This window comes from Hymenobacter terricola (assembly GCF_017921975.2).
Lineage (GTDB): Bacteria > Bacteroidota > Bacteroidia > Cytophagales > Hymenobacteraceae > Hymenobacter > Hymenobacter terricola.
Window position 1 is genome coordinate 261,511 of the sequence record NZ_JAGEMO020000015.1, and the last position, 17,859, is coordinate 279,369.

General features: G+C 62.6%; 13 protein-coding genes and 2 pseudogenes. 8 read left to right on the plus strand and 7 right to left on the minus strand.

Translation table 11 applies throughout. The features are described 5' to 3' along the window. Positions 1 to 129: 129 nt before the first annotated feature. From J4G38_RS12930 to J4G38_RS12945, 4 genes are all read left to right on the plus strand, one after another. Positions 130 to 1,218, plus strand: a complete 1,089-nt coding sequence (locus tag J4G38_RS12930; RefSeq protein ID WP_210520104.1) for an efflux RND transporter periplasmic adaptor subunit — start codon at positions 130 to 132, stop codon at positions 1,216 to 1,218. Between the two features lie 156 nt (positions 1,219 to 1,374). Next, positions 1,375 to 4,464 (plus strand): efflux RND transporter permease subunit, encoded by a 3,090-nt coding sequence (locus J4G38_RS12935; RefSeq protein ID WP_210520102.1) that lies wholly within the window; start codon positions 1,375 to 1,377, stop codon positions 4,462 to 4,464. 71 nt (positions 4,465 to 4,535) lie between these two features. Further along, a complete protein-coding gene (locus tag J4G38_RS12940; protein ID WP_210520100.1) occupies positions 4,536 to 5,903 on the plus strand; it encodes a TolC family protein in 1,368 nt (455 codons plus the stop codon). A gap of 53 nt (positions 5,904 to 5,956) precedes the next feature. After that, positions 5,957 to 6,274 (plus strand): hypothetical protein, encoded by a 318-nt coding sequence (locus J4G38_RS12945; protein WP_210520097.1) that lies wholly within the window; start codon positions 5,957 to 5,959, stop codon positions 6,272 to 6,274. A gap of 45 nt (positions 6,275 to 6,319) precedes the next feature. Here the strand turns inward: J4G38_RS12945 and J4G38_RS12950 are convergent, their stop codons facing one another. Further along, positions 6,320 to 7,282 (minus strand): glycoside hydrolase family 43 protein, encoded by a 963-nt coding sequence (locus J4G38_RS12950; RefSeq protein WP_210520095.1) that lies wholly within the window; start codon positions 7,280 to 7,282, stop codon positions 6,320 to 6,322. A gap of 23 nt (positions 7,283 to 7,305) precedes the next feature. Next, the gene (locus J4G38_RS12955; protein WP_210520093.1) at positions 7,306 to 8,436 is read right to left on the minus strand and encodes a glycoside hydrolase family 88/105 protein; all 1,131 of its coding nucleotides are present in this window, start codon (positions 8,434 to 8,436) and stop codon (positions 7,306 to 7,308) included. A gap of 308 nt (positions 8,437 to 8,744) precedes the next feature. On the opposite strand from J4G38_RS12955, the gene J4G38_RS12960 reads away from it, so the two are divergent. Next, on the plus strand, positions 8,745 to 10,313 hold the full coding sequence (locus J4G38_RS12960) for an alpha-N-arabinofuranosidase (RefSeq protein ID WP_317198197.1): 1,569 nt from the start codon (positions 8,745 to 8,747) through the stop codon (positions 10,311 to 10,313). 149 nt (positions 10,314 to 10,462) lie between these two features. On the opposite strand, the gene J4G38_RS12965 is transcribed toward J4G38_RS12960, so the two are convergent. After that, positions 10,463 to 12,763: a GH92 family glycosyl hydrolase gene (locus tag J4G38_RS12965; RefSeq protein ID WP_210520092.1), complete on the minus strand. Its 2,301-nt coding sequence runs from the start codon at positions 12,761 to 12,763 to the stop codon at positions 10,463 to 10,465. 332 nt (positions 12,764 to 13,095) lie between these two features. On the opposite strand from J4G38_RS12965, the gene J4G38_RS12970 reads away from it, so the two are divergent. The 3 genes from J4G38_RS12970 to J4G38_RS12980 all read left to right on the plus strand — a co-directional run bounded on the left by J4G38_RS12970 (position 13,096) and on the right by J4G38_RS12980 (position 16,401). Beyond that, the gene (locus tag J4G38_RS12970) at positions 13,096 to 14,196 is read left to right on the plus strand and encodes a glycoside hydrolase family 53 protein (protein WP_210520090.1); all 1,101 of its coding nucleotides are present in this window, start codon (positions 13,096 to 13,098) and stop codon (positions 14,194 to 14,196) included. A gap of 17 nt (positions 14,197 to 14,213) precedes the next feature. Beyond that, positions 14,214 to 15,956: a glycosyl hydrolase 53 family protein gene (locus J4G38_RS12975; protein ID WP_210520088.1), complete on the plus strand. Its 1,743-nt coding sequence runs from the start codon at positions 14,214 to 14,216 to the stop codon at positions 15,954 to 15,956. Between the two features lie 109 nt (positions 15,957 to 16,065). Continuing rightward, complete coding sequence (locus J4G38_RS12980) at positions 16,066 to 16,401, plus strand: hypothetical protein (RefSeq protein WP_210520087.1); 336 nt, start codon at positions 16,066 to 16,068, stop codon at positions 16,399 to 16,401. Here the strand turns inward: J4G38_RS12980 and J4G38_RS12985 are convergent. The 4 genes and pseudogenes from J4G38_RS12985 to J4G38_RS29165 form a co-directional block, all read right to left on the minus strand. Next, the gene (locus tag J4G38_RS12985; RefSeq protein WP_226163380.1) at positions 16,394 to 16,975 is read right to left on the minus strand and encodes a glycosylhydrolase-like jelly roll fold domain-containing protein; all 582 of its coding nucleotides are present in this window, start codon (positions 16,973 to 16,975) and stop codon (positions 16,394 to 16,396) included. The two genes, J4G38_RS12980 and J4G38_RS12985, sit on opposite strands and share 8 nt — an antisense overlap. Positions 16,976 to 17,019: 44 nt before the next feature. Further along, positions 17,020 to 17,460, minus strand: a pseudogene (locus tag J4G38_RS12990) (transposase); the annotation flags it as partial. Beyond that, the gene (locus J4G38_RS29160; RefSeq protein WP_394371037.1) at positions 17,448 to 17,663 is read right to left on the minus strand and encodes a transposase; all 216 of its coding nucleotides are present in this window, start codon (positions 17,661 to 17,663) and stop codon (positions 17,448 to 17,450) included. The pseudogene J4G38_RS12990 and the gene J4G38_RS29160, both read right to left, overlap by 13 nt. A gap of 10 nt (positions 17,664 to 17,673) precedes the next feature. Beyond that, positions 17,674 to 17,826: pseudogene (locus J4G38_RS29165) on the minus strand (transposase); the annotation flags it as partial. Positions 17,827 to 17,859 lie beyond the last annotated feature (33 nt).

Sequence of the window (17,859 nt, forward strand, 5' to 3'; positions counted from 1 at the left end):
CAGTTAGCGCTGGGGGCCTTTAGCATCGGCCACAGAAGTTGATGACAAGCTGCCGAAGCGAATTTTTTTTACCAAAACGCATTAACGCATTATTATTAATTAATACGTTTCCCTCAATTCCGACCACCTATGACACCTACATTCACCCAACCCCGGGCGCTGCTGCTGAGCGCCCTCGTGCTGGTCATCCTGCTGGGAATTGGCCTGCCCAAAATATTGTCGGCGAAGAAAAACGCGGTGGTAATTTCCGAAACGGCCACGGCCGGCCCGCCCCCGGCGGTGCTGGTGGATGACTACGTGGTGCGGGCCACCGCCGTGCCCGACGAGCTGCAAGCCACCGGCACCATTCAGGCCAACCAGGAAGTGCAGCTGGTGAGCGAGGTGGCCCGCAAAGTCACCGGCATCTATGCCCACGAAGGCACCACGGTGGCCGGCGGCACCCTACTTTTCAGGCTCGATGACGCCGACCTGCAGGCCCGCCGCCACAAGCTCAAGCTCCAGGAAAAGCTGGCCCTGCTCGATGACCGGCGCATGCGTGGCCTGCTCACCACGGAATCGGTGACGCAGCAGGAGTACGACCAGGTTTCGACCAACTTACAGGTACTGCAGGCCGACATTCAGGCCGTGGATGTGGAGCTGGCCAAGACCCGGATTCGGGCCCCGTTCGCCGGCAGAATCGGCCTCAACAAAGTGGACGTGGGCGCTTACGTAACGCCCAGCACCGTGCTCACTTCGCTCGAAGACGTGAGCCAGGTGGAAGTCACCTTCACCGTGCCCGAGCGCTATGCCGCCGAAGTCCGGCCCGGCCAGACCATCCAGTTCACCACCGAAAACGGCCTGGCGCCGCAGTCGGGCCGCATCGTCGCCACCGAGCCGCGCACCGACGTGAGCACCCGCAGCCTGTTGGTGAAGGCCCTCAGTCCCAATGCCAGGCGCCAGCTGGTGCCTGGCATGTCGGCCAAAATCAGCTTTGCCCTGCACGCCGCCACCGATGCGCTGGTGGTGCCCACGCAGGCCCTGATTCCCACGGCCAAGGGCTACGCGCTCTACGCCATTAAAGGCGGCAAGGCCGACTACCGCGACGTGACCACCGGCCCTCGCAGTAGCGGCGCGGTGCAGGTACTGACGGGTCTTAATGCGGGTGATACTGTTATTACCACCAACCTGTTGCGGCTGGGGCAGGGCGTGCCCGTGCGGGCGGTTTCGGCCCGCAACTAAGCAGCGCGGACTTTTAGTCCGCGACCCCCAACGGATACTCAAACGACCGCCAAGCGGCGCGGGGACGCGGACTAAAAGTCTGGCTACTGACCGCCTTGTGGCTTCAAAAACCCATTATACAGCCTCAGCGCTGCTCCTTATTTTTCTGTTTAGCTCATGAGTTTATCGAGCGTTAGCATTCAGCGGCCGGTGTTGGCCGGGGTGCTGTCCGTCCTTATTATTTTGTTCGGGCTGGTGGGCTTTTCGTACCTCGGGGTGCGCGAATACCCAGTCACCGATTCGCCCATTGTCACGGTCACCACGTCGTACCCCGGCGCCAGCCCGGACGTGATGGCCTATCAGATTACCAAGCCGTTGGAAGAGTCCATTGGCGAGGCCAACGGCATCCGCACCATTTCCTCGGTGTCGCGGGAGGCGGGCAGCGTCATCACGGTCGAGTTCAACCTGAACGCCGACCTGGAAGCGGCCGCTAACGACGTGCGCGACAAGGTGGCCAAGGCCATTCGCCTGCTGCCCGCCGACGTGGACCCGCCGGTGGTGGAAAAAGCCTCGGGCGGCGACGGCATCATTTTCATGGTCGTCGAGAGCAAGACCAAGAGCATTCTGGAAGTCAGTAACCTGGCTTCCACCATCATCAAGGAGCGCATGCAGAACATTCCCGGCGTGAAGCACGTCGGCATTGCGGGCGAAAAAAAGTACGCCATGCGCCTGCGCATCGACCCCGCCAAGCTGGCCGCCTACCAGCTCACGCCCGCCGACGTGGAGCAGGCCCTGCGCAAGGAAAACGTGGACCTGCCCGGCGGCCGCATCGAGGGCGACCGCAACGAGCTGACCGTGCGCACGCTGGGCCGGCTGGTGCAGGCCGACGATTTCAACAACATGATTGTGAAGCAGGAGGGCAACAGCATCGTGCGCTTCCGTGACATTGGCACGGCCGAGCTGGGCGCGGAAAACGAGCGCACCGCCGTGCTCAATGGCCTGAAAGACAATGCCGCCGCCGTGGGCGTGTTTGTGGAGCCCCAGCGCGGAGCCAACGAAATTGCCATTGCCGACGAGTTCTATCGCCGCATGAAGGAGCTGCGCAAGGAAGTGCCGCCCGAGTACGAAATGACCATCGGCAAGGACTTCACCGAGTCGATTCGGGCGTCGATTTCCGAGGTGGAGGAGACGCTGCTTATTGCCTTCGGGCTGGTGGTGGTGATTCTGTTCGTGTTTCTGCGCGACTGGCGCTCCACCATCATTCCGGTGGTCGCCATTCCGGTCAGCATCGTGTCGGCTTTCTTCATCATGTACATCGCCGGTTATTCCATCAACGTGCTGACTTTGTTGGGGTTGGTGCTGGCCATTGGGCTGGTGGTGGACGATGCCATCGTGGTGCTGGAAAATATTTACGCCAAGGTGGAAGAAGGCATGACGCCGCTGCAAGCCGCCCTGAAAGGCTCGTCGGAAATCTACTTTGCCGTGATTTCGACCACCATTACGCTGGCGGCCGTGTTCCTGCCCATTCTGTTTTTGCCGGGCATCACGGGCAAATTGTTCCAGGAATTTGCGGTGGTGGTGGCCGGCTCGGTCACGGTGTCGGCCTTCGTGGCCCTGACGTTGTCGCCGATGATGAGCGCCTATTTGCTCAAGCACCAGGAGCGGCCCAACTGGCTGTACCGCAAGACGGAGCCGCTGTTCGTGGGCCTCAATCAGGGCTACGAACGTTCGCTGGCGTGGTTCCTGCGCCGCCGCTGGGTAGCGCTGCCCGTGCTGGCCGGCAGCCTCGGGCTGATTTACGCCGTGGGCCGGCTGCTGCCTTCGGAATTGGCCCCCCTGGAGGACCGTTCCATGGTTTCGATGGTAGTAGTTGCGCCCGAGGGCTCGTCCTACGAATACACCGAAAAGTACGCGAACGAGGTATCGAAATTTGTGGTTGACTCGACCAAAAATATGGGCTTGTTCCAGACGTACTCGCTGCTGGCCATGACGTTTGGCCCGCCCGCGCCGGTGAACGTGGCCATCCAGCAAACCTTCCTCAAGAAGGCCGAAGACCGCCCCGCCACGCAGGCCCAGGTGGCCGCCGTGCTGGCCCGCAACGCCCAGAATTTCCGGGGCGTGCTGGTGTTTCCCTCGCAGCCGCCCACCATCGGCAGCCGCTTTGGGGGCGGGCAGCCGGTGCAGTTTGTGCTGCAAGGCCCCAACCTGGCGGCCGTCACCGCCGTGCTGCCCCAGTTCCTGGCAGAGGCCCGCAAGAGCCCGGTGCTCAGCTTCGTGGACTCCGACCTGAAGGTGAACAAGCCCGAGCTGGTGCTGAGCATTGACCGCGACAAAGCGGCGGAGCTGGGCATTTCGGTGGTCGAAATTGCGCGCAGCCTGCAGCTGGCCCTGAGCGGGCAGCGCTACGGCTACTTCATTTTCAACGACCGGCAATATGATGTCATCGGCCAGCTGCAGCGGCACGACCGCGACACGCCCGACGCCCTGCGCGCCGTGTACGCCCGCACCCGCAGCGGCGAAATGGTGTCACTCGACAACCTCGTGACCTTCAAGGAAAGCATCAGCCCGGCCGCCATCTACCGCTACGACCAGGCGCTTTCGGCCACCGTATCGGCCGGTTTGGCGCCCGGCAAAACCGTGGGCGACGGCGTGGCCGAGATGCAGCGCATTGCCAAAAAAGTGCTGCCGCCGGCCATCAAAACCTCGCTGGCGGGCGAATCCCGGGACTTCGCCGAAAGCGCGTCGAGCCTGCTGCTGGCTTTCGGCTTCGCGCTGGTGCTGATTTACCTGATTCTGGCCGCGCAGTTCGAGAGCCTGATTGACCCGCTCATCATCCTGCTCACCGTGCCGCTGGCCCTCACCGGCGCGCTGGTCAGCCTGTGGTTATTGGGCCAGACCCTGAACGTGTTCAGCCAAATCGGCATCATCACGCTCATCGGCCTCATTACCAAGAACGGCATCCTCATCGTCGAGTTCGCCAACCAGGCCAAGGAACAGGGCCTGACGCCCCTGCAAGCCGCCCAGGCCGCGGCAGCCTCCCGCTTCCGTCCGATTTTGATGACCTCGCTGGCCATGATTTTCGGCACCATCCCCATTGCCTGGGCGGTGAACAGCCGCAGCTCGCTGGGCACCGTCATCGTGGGCGGGCTGCTATTCGCCGGTTTGCTGACGCTTTATGTCATTCCGGCGGTGTATTCCTTCCTCTCGCGCCAGCACCAGCCGGTGCTGGCTGAGGCTGAACCTGAGGCTATCGCCGCGCACACCTAGTGGAGTACGGCCCCGCACCCGACCGCAACCGGCACCCAATCAACATCCGGCTTTTCAAGTCATTCCTCATCATGCAATTCTTTGCCTTCTTGGGCGCGCCCGCCAGTCGGTGGTACGCCCTGCTTGCCGGCCTGCTGGCGTTGTCCATCACCGCCGCCGCCCAAACCAAACCGCTCACCATCAACGAGGCCGTGGCCCTGGCGCGGGAGAAAAACCGCGACCTGCAAATTGCCAACCTGGCCGTGGCCAAAGCCAGCCAGCACACCCGCGAAGCCCGTGGGGCGGCGCTGCCCACCGTGTCGGGCTTTGGGCAATACGCTTATAATTTCCAACGGCCGGTGTCCTTCCTGCCTGGCAGCTTTGCCGGCCTGGCCGACAACCAGATAGCCACCCTGCGCGTGGGCGGCGACCAGACCTTTGTGGGCTCCGTTGGAGTCTACCAGCCGCTGTTTCAGGCGGGGGTGAAGTCGGGCATCCGGGCCGCGGGGATTGATGAAGTGCGCAGCACTGCCGACGCGGCCGTGACGGCCAGCAACGTGGTAACGGCCGTGCGCAAAGCCTACCTCAACGTGCTCATCACCGACGAGCAGCTCCGGCTGCAACAGCAAAGCCTGGGGCGCAACGTGCAGGCCCTGCACGATGCCCGTTCGCTGCTGCTGCAAGGCCGGGCCTCGCGCGTCGATACGCTGCGGGCTTATGTGAACGTGGAGAACCTGCGGCCCGAAATCCTGCGCCTGTCCAACGGCATCGGCATCGCCAAAACCATCCTGGCCACCACCATCGGCCTGGATGCCGACCACCCGCTGACCTTGCAGGACTCGCTGCATTTCGATGCCAAATCCCAGCCGCTGACCACCGAGCAGGCCTACGCCCTGGCCCTGGAAAACCGTGCTGAGCTGCGCCAGCTCAAGCTAACCGAAGAGCTGAACCAGGAGCAAATCCGGCAGGCGGCGGCGGCGGGCCGGCCGCAGCTGGCCGCCACCGGCCTCGTGCAAACCCAGGCCCAGGCCTACAACCTGCGGCTCGGCGACTACCAATGGCCCGTCAGCTCCTACCTTGGGGTGCAGGTGGCGGTGCCCCTCTACAGCGGCGGCCGGGTGCTGGCGCGGGTGGCGCAGGCCCGCATCACGCGGCAGCAAACCGAGCGCGGCCTGGCCAACCAGCAAGAGCTGATTCGGGCCGAGGTGCTGACCAGCGTTTCGAGCGTGCAGGAAGCCCGCCGGCGCGTCGAAACCCAGCAGCAGACCGTGGGCGCGGCCGCGCTCGGCTACCGCATCACCCGCGACCGGTGGCGCGCCGGCATGGCCTCCCGCCTCGACCTGACCGATGCGGAACTGGCCCTAACCCGCACCAAATTAGGGTATTTGCAAGCCGTCTACGACTACCAAACGGCCACCATCGACCTGGACCGCGCCGTGGGCCGCACCACCCCGCAATAACCGTCCAACCCCGACCGTTGAGTTGGTCCGCCGTTCCTCCCATTCTATTCTTTATGGACCTTTTTCAATTTACCATGCAGCAGCTCGCACCCCACCCGGCGGTACTGAGCGAGGGCAGCATTCCAGCCATTCGCCCGTATTTACTCAACTGGTTGCGCCGCTATCATCCGGGTGATGAACCTCGTTTGGTGTTCAATCACACGCACTTGCTCGATGATTTGGGGCTGAGCGGCACCGGGAAAGGAGCGTTGATTGCCGATTTGGAAGACTTCTACGAAATTCAGATTCCGGCGAAAAAAGTTAATTCCCTGCACACGGTGCTCGACCTGGAAACGTGCCTGCAGCAGTCCTTAACCAGGTTTGCGGCTTGACCTAGTGACTGCCCATTTCATCCGGAGTGAGGCCGGTCTTAGCCCTTATTGAGGCGCATTTTGCGTGAGCCGGGCCAGCTCTTTTTTGGTGATGCGCAGCACCGTGCCGTGGCGGGTGCCCTGAGGAAACTGCACACGGTCAGATACATCGGTCCACTGTTTCAAATCTGTCGAGCTTACGGCGCCGTACCGGTGCTTGGTGTATTTGTCGAAGTACACCAGCCATTCCGAGCCCAGCAGGATGGCCGTTGGCCCCTCGGCCCAGTACTTGCCGGTGATGGGCGCCGAGGGCGGGCCGTAGGGCCCGGTGGCCTGGTCGGCGAAGGCCACGCGCAGGTTCTTTTGGGCGGGCTCGCGGGTTTCGTCTTTCAGGAACAGGACGTAGCGCTTGCCGGCCGGCTGAATGGTGGCGTCAATCACGTTAAATCCCTGGTCGTAGAGGACGTTGGCGGGTGAATACGCCTTGAAATCGGTGGTGGTGACGTAGTAGATGCGGTGGTTGTTGCCGCCTTCCAGCGTGGTTTCGCCCTGCGGGAAACGGCCCGGAATGGTGGTGGCCCAGTATATCAGGTACTGGCCGTGCGGCGCGTCGTAGGTGATTTCCGGGGCCCAGCAGTTCCTGGCGGTGGGCTCTGAGGCCATCACGGGCACGTCCTGCTGCTCGCTCCAGTGCAGCAAATCGGGGGAGCTGGCGTAGCCGATGCCGCGCTCGTGCCAGCTCGTGGTCCACACCATGTGAAACCGGCCGTCCTTGCCCCGGATGATGCACGGGTCGCGCATGAGCCTGTCCTTGCTCACGGTGGGTTTCAGAAACGACTGGTCGTGGTTGAGGGCCGTCCACTGGTAGCCGTCCGGGCTGGAGGCCAGGTGCAGGCCGTCCTCGCCGTTGCCCTTGAAGTAGGCAAAGAGCAGGACTTCGTTCTTTTTCAGCGGCTGCTGGGCGTGGGCCGCCAGCGTGGCCAGCAGCAGGGCCGCGGCGGCCCAGGTAGTTTTCAGAGAAAAACGCATGCGGTAGGAGGCCGGCTGCCCGGCTATTTCAGCTTAATGACCTCGGAGCCCGCCAGTAGGAAAGCGCCGGTGCCGTACACCTCCCAGCTGTCGGCCGAGAAGTCGCGGCGCGGGTCGGCCCCGATGGGCTGCACCCAGCCCACCCGGCCGTCGGCCGCTACCACCTTGTTCAGGGCCACCCAGGCTTTTTGCACGGCGGGCAGGTAGGTAGCGCGGTCCAGCAGGCCCTGGTTTATGCCCCAGGCCATGGCGTAGCAATCGAAACCCGAGCCGGACGTTTCGCCGCCGGGGTAGGCGGCCGGGTCGAGCAGGCTGGAGCGCCACAGGCCGTCGGGCTGCTGCAACTGGATGAGCCGGGCGCTCATTTCCTTGAAAAGGCCGACGTAGAAAGCGCGGGTGGGGTGGGTAGCGGGCAGTTCCTGCAGGATTTGCACCAGGCCGCCCATCACCCAGCCGTTGCCCCGGCTCCAGAAAATGCGCTGGCCGTTGCTTTCCTTGCGGCCTTCGCCCGCCGCGTTCCACAGGTAGCCGGCGTCCCGCGAAAACAGGTGCTCCTGGTGGTTGAACAGCCGCTTGTACGTCTGCTGGTACAGCGTGTCGCTCAGGGCCAGGTACTTGGGCTGGTGCTCAATCAGGCCCAGCTTCACGAGCACGGGCGGGCCCATAAACAGGGCGTCGCACCACCACCAGGCAATGCCGTGGTTGGCTACTTCCGGCCCCGGCTCGGTGCGGAATTTCTCCACCACGGCCAGCGTCGGGGCCAGCATGCGCCGGTCGTGTTTCAGGCGGTATAAGCTGAGGTAGGTTTGGCAGATGGCCATGTCGTCGGCGTGGTCGTAGCGGCGGTCGGGCTGCCAGTTGGTGCGCTCGCCCATGGCCAGCAGCGAGTCCAGAATCAGCTTTGATTTCGTGGTTTGGTAGGCGGCAAATACCCCGGCGTAGAACGCGCCGTTGGTCCAGTCCGTCACTTTGTGCCTGGGGTGGGCCAACTGCCATTGGGTGGCTTTCAGCAGCTGCTGCCTGATGAACTTAGGCTTGAAAACGGCTTTGTCGGCGGCGGGCAGGCTTTGGGCCCGGCTGGGCTGGCCGAGGCCGAGGGCCAGCAGCAGGCCACCGGCCAGCGGGCGGAAAAGGCGGAAAGGGTGGGGCGTCATAGCGGGTGAGCGGGAGCAAAAGGGCCGTTGAACTACGCAAACCGCCAAGGTAATTACCCCAACCGATTGCGCTGAAACCAGCTGCAATACTAGCCACCCGCCCGCCGAAGCCCAAGGGTAGTAGCAATGGAAGGATAATTTTGCGCCGGAATTGGCTGGTAAAAGGAGGAATGTTACACCATTGCAATGCGTGGGGCGGTAGCTACATTTGCAGCTACACAAACGATTGTGTAAGCATTGGCTTTCGGATTTTCCGGGCCTGATTAGCTTCTCCCGCAACTACTCTCCCACGCACTGTGTCCCACGGCATGAATACAGTTTTGACTTCCCTTCAGCGCCGCTGCGTGTTGAGCCTGGGCCTGTTGGGGTCGGCTCCGCTGCTGGCCCCGGCCCAAACCGTGCAGATGACCGTGCGGGCCGGCGACCCCAAACTCATCATCAGCAAGCACATTCAGGGGCAGTTTGCGGAGCACCTGGGGCACTGCATTTACGACGGTTTTTGGGTAGCCCCCGGCCTGAACGTGCCCAAGCAGGGCCGCATTCGGCTGGACGTGGTGGAGGCGTTGAAGAAAATCCACGTTCCTAATCTGCGCTGGCCCGGCGGCTGCTTTGCTGATACCTACCACTGGCACGACGGCGTGGGGCCCACCGCCCAGCGCCCCAAAATGCTGAACCTGTGGTGGGGCAATACGCTGGAGGATAACAGTTTCGGCACGCATGAATTCATGGAGCTGTGCGGCCTCATCGGCTGCGAGCCCTACCTGGCCGCCAACGTGGGCAGCGGCACCGTGCAGGAAATGAGCAACTGGATGGAGTATCTCAACTCCAATGAGGACACGCCCATGGTGCAGGAGCGCCGCAAAAACGGCCACCCCGAGCCCTACAAAGTGAGCTGGTGGGGCATCGGCAACGAAAGCTGGGGCTGCGGCGGCAACATGACGCCCGACTACTACTCCGACGTGTACAAGCGCTACGCCACCTTCGCCCACGACTACCCCGGCACGCCGCTCAAGCGCATCGTGAGCGGGGCCAACGGCGACGACGCCAACTGGACCGAAACCTGCATGAAGAAAATAGGCCCCGGCAAAATGTGGGGCATCACGCTGCACTACTACACCCTGCCCACCGGCAACTGGAGCAAGAAAGGCCCCGCCACCGGCTTCGATGAGCAACAGTACTTCAGCACCCTGCGCAACTGCCTGAAGATGGACGCCATCGTGACCCGGCACGCGGCCATCATGGACAAGTACGACAAGGACAAAAAGGTGGCGCTGCTGGTGGACGAGTGGGGCGTGTGGACCGACGTGGAGCCCGGCACCAATCCCGGCTTCCTGTACCAGCAAAACTCGCTGCGCGATGCCTTGGTGGCCGGCACCACACTCAACATCTTCAACAACCACTGCGACCGGGTGCGCGGCGCCAACCTGGCCCAGGCCGTGAACGTGCTGCAAGCCATTGTGCTCACCGACAAGGAAAAAATGCTGCTCACGCCCACCTACCACGTTTTCGACCTCTACCAGGTGCACCAGGATGCCGAGTACCTGCCCCTGCAATTCACCAGTCCGGAATACGCTTTCGGCACCGAAAAAATCCCGGCCCTGAACGCCTCGGCCTCGAAAGACAAGAACGGCGCGGTGCACATTTCCCTGGTCAACCTCGACCCGAATAAGGCCCTGACGCTGGAAACGACCCTGCCCGGCGTAACCTGGAAAACCGTGACCGGCCGCGTGCTGACCTCGGCCAAAATCAACGATTACAACACCTTCGACAAGCCCAATACCGTGGCTCTGGCCGACTTCAAAGGCGCCAAAAAGAAAGGCGGCAACCTGGCCGTGACCCTCCCGCCCAAGTCGGTGGTGGTGCTGGAGCTGAAGTAGCGGCTGCTGTTGCGCCGGCACATTTTTAAGTAGTCGTTCAACAGTGACCGGGTTGTTAGTTATTATATTTTAGTTGTTAGCCAAGAAGTTGTCTGCCTACCAACAACTGACAACAAACATCTGGCAACGAACAACGAACATCTAATAACTTATTTGGCGCGCCCCGGCTTCGCGGCTCTCGACATGGAGAACGGCGCGTCGTCGGGGCTGGTGCCGCGGGTGGAATTGGGCGCGGCCGTCATGTCGAAATCCAGCGTGGCGCCCTGCATCAGCGCCTGGTGGCTGAGCCAATTATGGCCGTAGGGCTGGCCGTTGAGGCGCAACGTGGCCACGTAGCGGTTGGCGGCACTGTTCCGGGGCGCGTTCAGCACCACGTCGTGGCCATTTTCGAGGTGCAGGGTAGCTTTCGGGAAAAGGGGTGCGCCCAGCACGTACTGGTCGGTGGCGGGGCACACGGGGTAGAAGCCCAGGGCCGAAAACACGTACCAGGCCGAGGTCTGGCCGTTGTCTTCGTCGCCGCAGTAGCCGTCGGGGGTGGGCTGGTAGAGGCGGTTGAGGGTTTCGCGCACCCAGTATTGGGTTTTCCAGGGCTGGCCGGCGTAGGCGTAGAGGTAGAGCATGTGCTGCACGGGCTGGTTGCCGTGGGCGTACTGGCCCATGTTGGCAATCTGCATCTCCTTGATTTCGTGGATGACCTCGCCGTAGTACGAGTGGTCGAAGGTGGGCGGCAGGGTAAAAACGGTGTCCAGCGCGGCCACAAAGGGTTTGGGCCCGCCCATCAGATTCATCAGCCCCTGCACGTCGTGAAACACCGACCAGGTGTAGTGCCAGCTGTTGCCCTCGGTGAAGGCATCGCCCCATTTAAAGGGGTTGAACGGGGCCTGAAACGTGCCGTTCTGGTTGCGGCCGCGCATCAGGCCCGTTTGCTGGTCGAACACGTTGCGGTAGTTTTGGCTGCGCTTTTCGTAGAGGGCCACTTCCTTGTGGGGCCGGCCCAGGGCCTTGCCGAGCTGGGCAATGGCGAAGTCGTCGTAGGCATATTCCAGCGTGCGGGCCGTGTTTTCGTTGATTTTGACGTTGCAGGGCACGTAGCCCAGCTGGTTGTAGTAGCTCACCCCGGCCCGGCCCACGGCTTCGAGGGGGCCGGCGTTGTTGGCCCCGTGCAGCAGGGCCTGGTAGAGGGCGTTGATGTCGTAGCCGCGTCCGCCTTTGAGGTAGGCGTCGGCCACCACCGAGGCCGAGTTGTTGCCAATCATCACGTTGCGGTAGCCGGGGCTGCCCCACTCGGGCAGCCAGCCGCCCTCCTGGTACGCATTGGCCAGGCCGGCCTGAATCTGGCGGTTCACGCTCGGATACATCAGGTTCAGGAAGGGAAACAAGGCGCGAAAAGTGTCCCAGAAGCCGGTGTCGGTGTAGAGGAAACCGGGGCGCACCTGCCCGTTGTAAGGGCTGTAGTGCACGGGCTGGCCGGCGGCATCCAACTCATAAAACTTGCGCGGAAACAACAGCGAGCGGTACAAACAGGAGTAGAATGTGCGCTGCTGGGCTTCGGTGCCGCCTTCTACCTGCACGCGGGCCAGCTGCTGCGCCCAGGCGGCGCGGGCCTTTTGCTTCACCGCCTCAAAGTCGTCGGGGCCAATTTCGCGCAGGTTCAGCTCGGCCTGCTCGGGGCTGATGAAGGAGGAAGCCACGCGGGCCTGCACCTGCTCGCCCCGGCGGGTGCGGAAGCCCACCACGGCCCCGGTGTGGTGGGCCTGGGCTTCGAGCAGCTGGCCATCCAGCACCTTGTCGTGGTAGATGGTGGTGCTGGTGAAGGCGTGGTCGAACTCGATGACGAAGTAGTTCTTGAAATTGGCGGGCACGCCGCCGCTGTTGCGGGTGGTGTAGCCGATGATTTTGTGCGCGGCGGGCAGCAGCTTCACGTAGGAGCCGCGGTCCAGCGCGTCGAGCACCACGTAGGCGCTGTCGGTGCGCGGGAAGGTGAAGCGGAAGCGGGCGGCGCGCTCGGTGGGGGCTATTTCGGTGGTCACGTCGTGGTCGGCCAGGTACACGCGGTAGTAGTAAGGGCGGGCCTCCTCGGCCTTGTGCGAGAACCAGCTGGCCCGCTCGTCCTCCTCGAAGCGCAGCCGGCCGGTGATGGGCATGAGGGCAAACTGGCCGTAGTCGTTCATCCAGGGCGAGGGCTGGTGCGTCTGCTTGAAGCCCCGGATTTTGTCGGCCCCGTACTGGTAGGCCCAGCCGCTGCCCATTTTGCCGGTTTGCGGCAGCCAGCAATTCATGCCCCACGGCAGGGCAATGGCGGGGTAAGTGTTGCCGTTCGAGAGGCTGGGCTTGGAATCGGTGCCCATCAGCGGGTTCACCAAATCGACGGGACTGAGGGCCTGGGCACGGCCCGAAAAATCAGCAAGAAAAACACCCAACGCGAGCAGTACCGCGAATAGTTTGGCCATAATATGCGAAAGGAAAGCAGGAACCGAAGGCCGGAAGTTACCAGCGCGGCGTCGGTTTCAACCAGGGGGCCGTTTAGTGGCCGGTCGGCCCGGATAAATCCTGCTTTGGACAATTGGGCCTTTCTGAGCCTAAATCCTGGATTAACCACCAGATGACCAGTACGGTTGCGCTTAGAACCATTTCTTGCCGAATTACCCCGCTTCCCGGCTGCTTCACCCGGTAGTTTTGTCCTAACTTTCTGCCAAGGCATTGCCCCCCCATTCTGGCCGCTTCTGGCCTTGGCCTTGGCCCAGCGCCGGCCCATCCGTTTCTCATCTCATCCCACCCAACAATGAAGAACACCTTCCTCCTGGCCGCCGTGCGTGCGGCCTTGTTCCCCGGCATCGCCCTGTGCCTCTCGTTGGCTTGCACTTCGGCCGCCACGGCCCAACCCTTCGCCAAGGGGGCTGATGTGGGCTGGCTTCAGCAAATGGAGGCCACCGGCTACGTGTTCTACAACGACCAGGGCGTGGCGCAGGACTGCTTTCAGCTTCTCAAAGCCAAGGGTATCAATTCCATCCGGCTGCGGGTGTTCGTCAACCCGTCCAACGACAAGGCGAGCGGCCATTGCAGCCCCGCCGAGGTGACGGCGATGGCCAAGCGGGCCACCGCGCTGGGCTTCCGCGTCATGATTGACTTTCATTACAGCGACACCTGGGCCGACCCCGGCAAGCAGGCCAAGCCCGCCGCCTGGGCCAGCCACCCCTTCCCTCAGCTGCTCACCGATGTGTACGACCACACCTTCGGCACGATGACGGCCCTGAAAGCCGCCGGCGTAACGCCCGAATGGGTGCAGGTGGGCAACGAAATTCCCGGCGGCATGCTCTGGCCCGAAGGCAGTACCAAAAACTTTGCCCAGCTTACCCAGTTGATTAACAGGGGATACGAGGCCGTGAAAGCCGTGAGCCCAACCTCCAAAGTCATTGTGCACCTCGACCGGGGCAACAACGGCGAGCTGTACCGCTGGTTCTTCGGCAACCTCACCCGGAACGGCGGCAAGTTCGACGTAATTGGCATGTCGTATTACCCCTACTGGCTGAAACAGGATTACAAGCAGTCCATCGACAGCCTGCAAGCCAACCTCAACAACATGGTGGCCCGCTACCCGGGCAAGGAGGTGATGGTTTCGGAAGTGGGCGGCGAGGACACGGCCCCGCAGGACACCTACGACATGCTGGTGGCCGTGCAGCAGGCCGTGCGCGCCGTGCCCAACCACAAAGGACTGGGCGTTTTCTACTGGGAGCCCGAAGGTGCGAAAAGCTGGAGCGGCTACGCATTAAGTGCCTGGGGTGCCGACGGCAAGCCCACTGCCGCGCTGAATGCGTTTCTGGACCAGCCCGCGCCGAAACCGATGCCGAAGCCCGCGCCAAAACCTGCCAGGCGGACCAAATAGCTCATATTGACAGGACTATGAAAGCCAATCTGTTCACCCTATTTCTATTGGCTCTGCTCGTTGGGACAAGCCCGCGCTTGCTGGCGCAGCCCGGCACGTTTGCCAAGGGTGCCGACGTGGGCTGGCTGACCCAGATGGAAGCCTCGGGGCGGGTGTTTTACAACGCCGCCGGGGGGCAGCAGGACCTGCTGCAAATCTTGCAGGGCTACGATATGAATACCCTCCGCCTGCGGGTGTGGGTGAACCCGGCCGGCGGGTGGAATGGCAAAAACGACGTCGTCGCCAAAGCCATTCGGGCGCGCAACCTGGGCTTCCGGCTGCTGATTGACTTTCACTACAGCGACAGCTGGGCCGACCCCGGCCAGCAGAACAAGCCCGCCGCCTGGGCCAGCCTCACTTTTCCGCAGCTGAAGCAGGCGCTCTACGACCACACCTACAGCGTGCTGGACTCGCTGAAACGCAACAACATCATCCCGGAATGGGTGCAGGTGGGCAACGAAACCAACGACGGCATGCTCTGGCCCGACGGCCGGGCTTCGACCAACATGGCCAATTTTGCCCAACTCGTTGACCAGGGCTACGCTGCGGTGAAGGCGGTGAATCCGACTTCCAAAGTCGTTGTTCATGTCTCCAACGGGTTCAACAACAGCCTGTTTCGCTACCTGTTTGATGGCCTGACTGCTAACGGGGCCCGGTACGACGTCATCGGCATGTCGCTTTACCCCACCACGGCGAACTGGCCCATGCTTACCGCGCAGTGCCAGGCCAACATGAACGACATGGTGAGCCGCTACCCTGGCAAGGAGGTGATGGTAGTGGAAACCGGCATGCCAACCAACGCGCCCATCCCCACCCGCCAGATGCTGCTCGACCTGATGGCTAAAACCCGTGCCGTGCCCGGCGGCAAAGGCCTGGGCGTAATGTATTGGGAGCCGGAAGCTTACAGCTGGATGGGCTACGGCCTGGGCGCCTGGACCAACAACGGCCAGCCCACCGTGGCGATGGATGCCTTCCGCAACCTGCCGCCCTCCGATGGGCTGGTGTACAACCCTGGCTTCGAGTACACGGCCGCCACCCAAACCCCGCTGGGCTGGAGCACGACGGCCAATACCGGCAACGCCGATGCCGATTTCACGCAGAACTACGGCTACACCAGCACGTTCCAGCTGGCTCATCAGAAAGCCACGGCCTACCAGGTGCGCACCTACCAGCTGCTGGCGGCCGTGCCGAATGGCACTTACACCCTGCGCGCCTGGGCCCAAAGCAGCGGCGGCCAAACGGTGTGCCAGCTGTACGCCAACGGCTTCGGCGGGGCGGAGCAAAGCGCCAACATCACCGCCACCAACGGCAACTGGGTCCGCATCCAGGTGCCCAACGTCACGGTCACGAACGGGCAGTGCGAAATCGGCCTCCGCTCCGATGCCCACGCGGGCGAAAATGCCAGCCTCGATGACGTGGAATTTGTGTCGAACCAGGCCACAGCCACCCTGCCAGGCGCGACGAATACGATTGAGACGCAGGTTTTCCCCAACCCTACCAGCCGCCAATGCACCATCGGCTACGCGCTGGTACGGGCCGAAACCGTGCAGCTTTCCCTGCATAGCCTGGCCGGGCAGCAGGTGCTGACGCTCCCGGCGCAGGCCCGGGCCGCGGGCCCGCACACTGCGACGGTTGATTTGGGCAGCCTCGCGCCGGGAATTTACCTGCTGAAAATCAGCCACGGCGACCAGCAGGCCGTGCAGAAAATCATCAAATACTAATTGCCGCCCCGTGGGGCGTTATTTCATTTCCCACCATTAATTTTCGGCTTTACGCCGCCCGGCCGGCTGACGCTGCCCGAAGGCAACGCGCCGGGCAACCCGGTGCACGGTGCTGAGCTCGCGGCAGGACCGCGGCACCGTGCGCCGCAGGACCGGAAAACGGGAGCTGGGCCACGTTCGCAATGTTCGGTCCGATAACGTTGCCTGCCGGGGTGAAAACGGCATTCTGGTGGATGGCACGGCCGAAAGCTTGCCTGAGGACCTGGCGTTTCGCCACGTCCGGTTCGATTTCGCGGACAGCCCGCTCAGCGACGTGGCCGGCGGCAATGTGGATTTGCCCGCGACATTCCCGGCATCCTCGCGCAGTACGTCAACAGCCGTGTTCGACGGCCGCAACGTGCAGGTGGGCGGCCGCGAACGGAAAAGCCAGAAGGGCCTTATTTGACCGATAGTACCTGCACCGGCCCCAACAAACCTGCCGGCAGCAACGTGGAGTCGGCTTGGTAAAACGGCATCGAGGTGTAGGTAATCTTGTTGGTGGCATCCGGCTGAGCATCGCCCACCAGGCGGTTCACCCACAGATTGATGACCTTGATTTCCAGGCTATTCGCTCCTGGCTTCAACGCGTTGGTAACGTCAACCCGGAAGGGCTTTTTCCAGACCACGCCCAGCGGTTTGCCATTGACCACCACCTCGGCCAGGTTCTTCACTTCGCCGAGGTCTAACCAAAGCTGCCCTTTGCTGGCAAACCAGCCGGCCGGCGCGGTAATCGTTCTGGTGTAAGAAGCAGTACCGGAAAAGTATTTGATACCCGCCGTGCTGTTTTCCGTGTAAGAAGTCAGCTTGTCGAAGGTGGCGTTTGCCGGTGCTCCCCGGCTGGGCTGAAACGCCACCTTCCAGTCGCCTTCAACAGAAGTCAGCTTCTTTTCGGTGGCAACGGGTAAGGTGAGGGACTTTGTGGGCGCGCCATTGCGGAATACGACGAACACGGCATCATTGGGCGCCAGCGGCAGCGTCACTTTCGTAAGGCCATTGGCAATGGAGTAAGAGGGTATAGGATAAATTAATCGTCAGGTTTCGATATTGTTCGTTTAGCCAGCCGTCTGATTATTAAGTTTCTAAGACAGATTTTAATCCAGGCTTCGCTGTTGCGCGGATTGGTTTCGTAATCGCGGCCTGCTAGGCGCCGGTACTTGCCTAGCCAAGCGAAGGTGCGCTCAACGACCCAGCGCCGGGGCAGCAGGATAAAGCCTTTCTGGCCGGGGCGCTTACCCACCACTTCCACCCGCAGGCCGACCGCCGCCGCTGCTTGGGCAACGAGCGGCCCCTGATAGCGGCCGTCGGCCCAAACGAGTTGCAGGTTCGGGGCGCGGGCTTTGGCCTCAGCCGGCACGACCCCGGCCCCGACCGGGTCCTGCACGCTGGCTGATTGGACCTGCACCGCCAGGGGCAACCCTTCGGTATCGACTACTATATGGCGCTTACAGCCCGCTATTTGCTTGCCCGCGTCGTCGCCATGACAGCCCCCCTTTTAGCGCCCGTCCGCACCGACGGCGTGTCAATGGCCCCGGCTGTGGGCTCCGCCGCGCGCTGGGGCTGGCGCCCGGCCCGGCGCAGGCCATCCATCAACCGGTCCCAGGTGCCGTCCTCGCGCCACGCTTCGAATTGCTTGTAGACCGTGCGCCAGGGCGGCAGGTCGTGCGGCAATTAAGGACCAGGCGCTGCCGGCCCGGCCCTGGTAGAAAATGGCGTTGAGCAATTCCCGTCTGGTATGCAACGGCGGACGTCCGTAGCCACTGGTGCACACATAGGGCTCCACCAGAAGCCATTGTTCGTCAGTCAAATCGGTTGGATAAGTACGGCGATTCATCCAGCAAAGTTAAATCCCTATCCTTTTACCCTA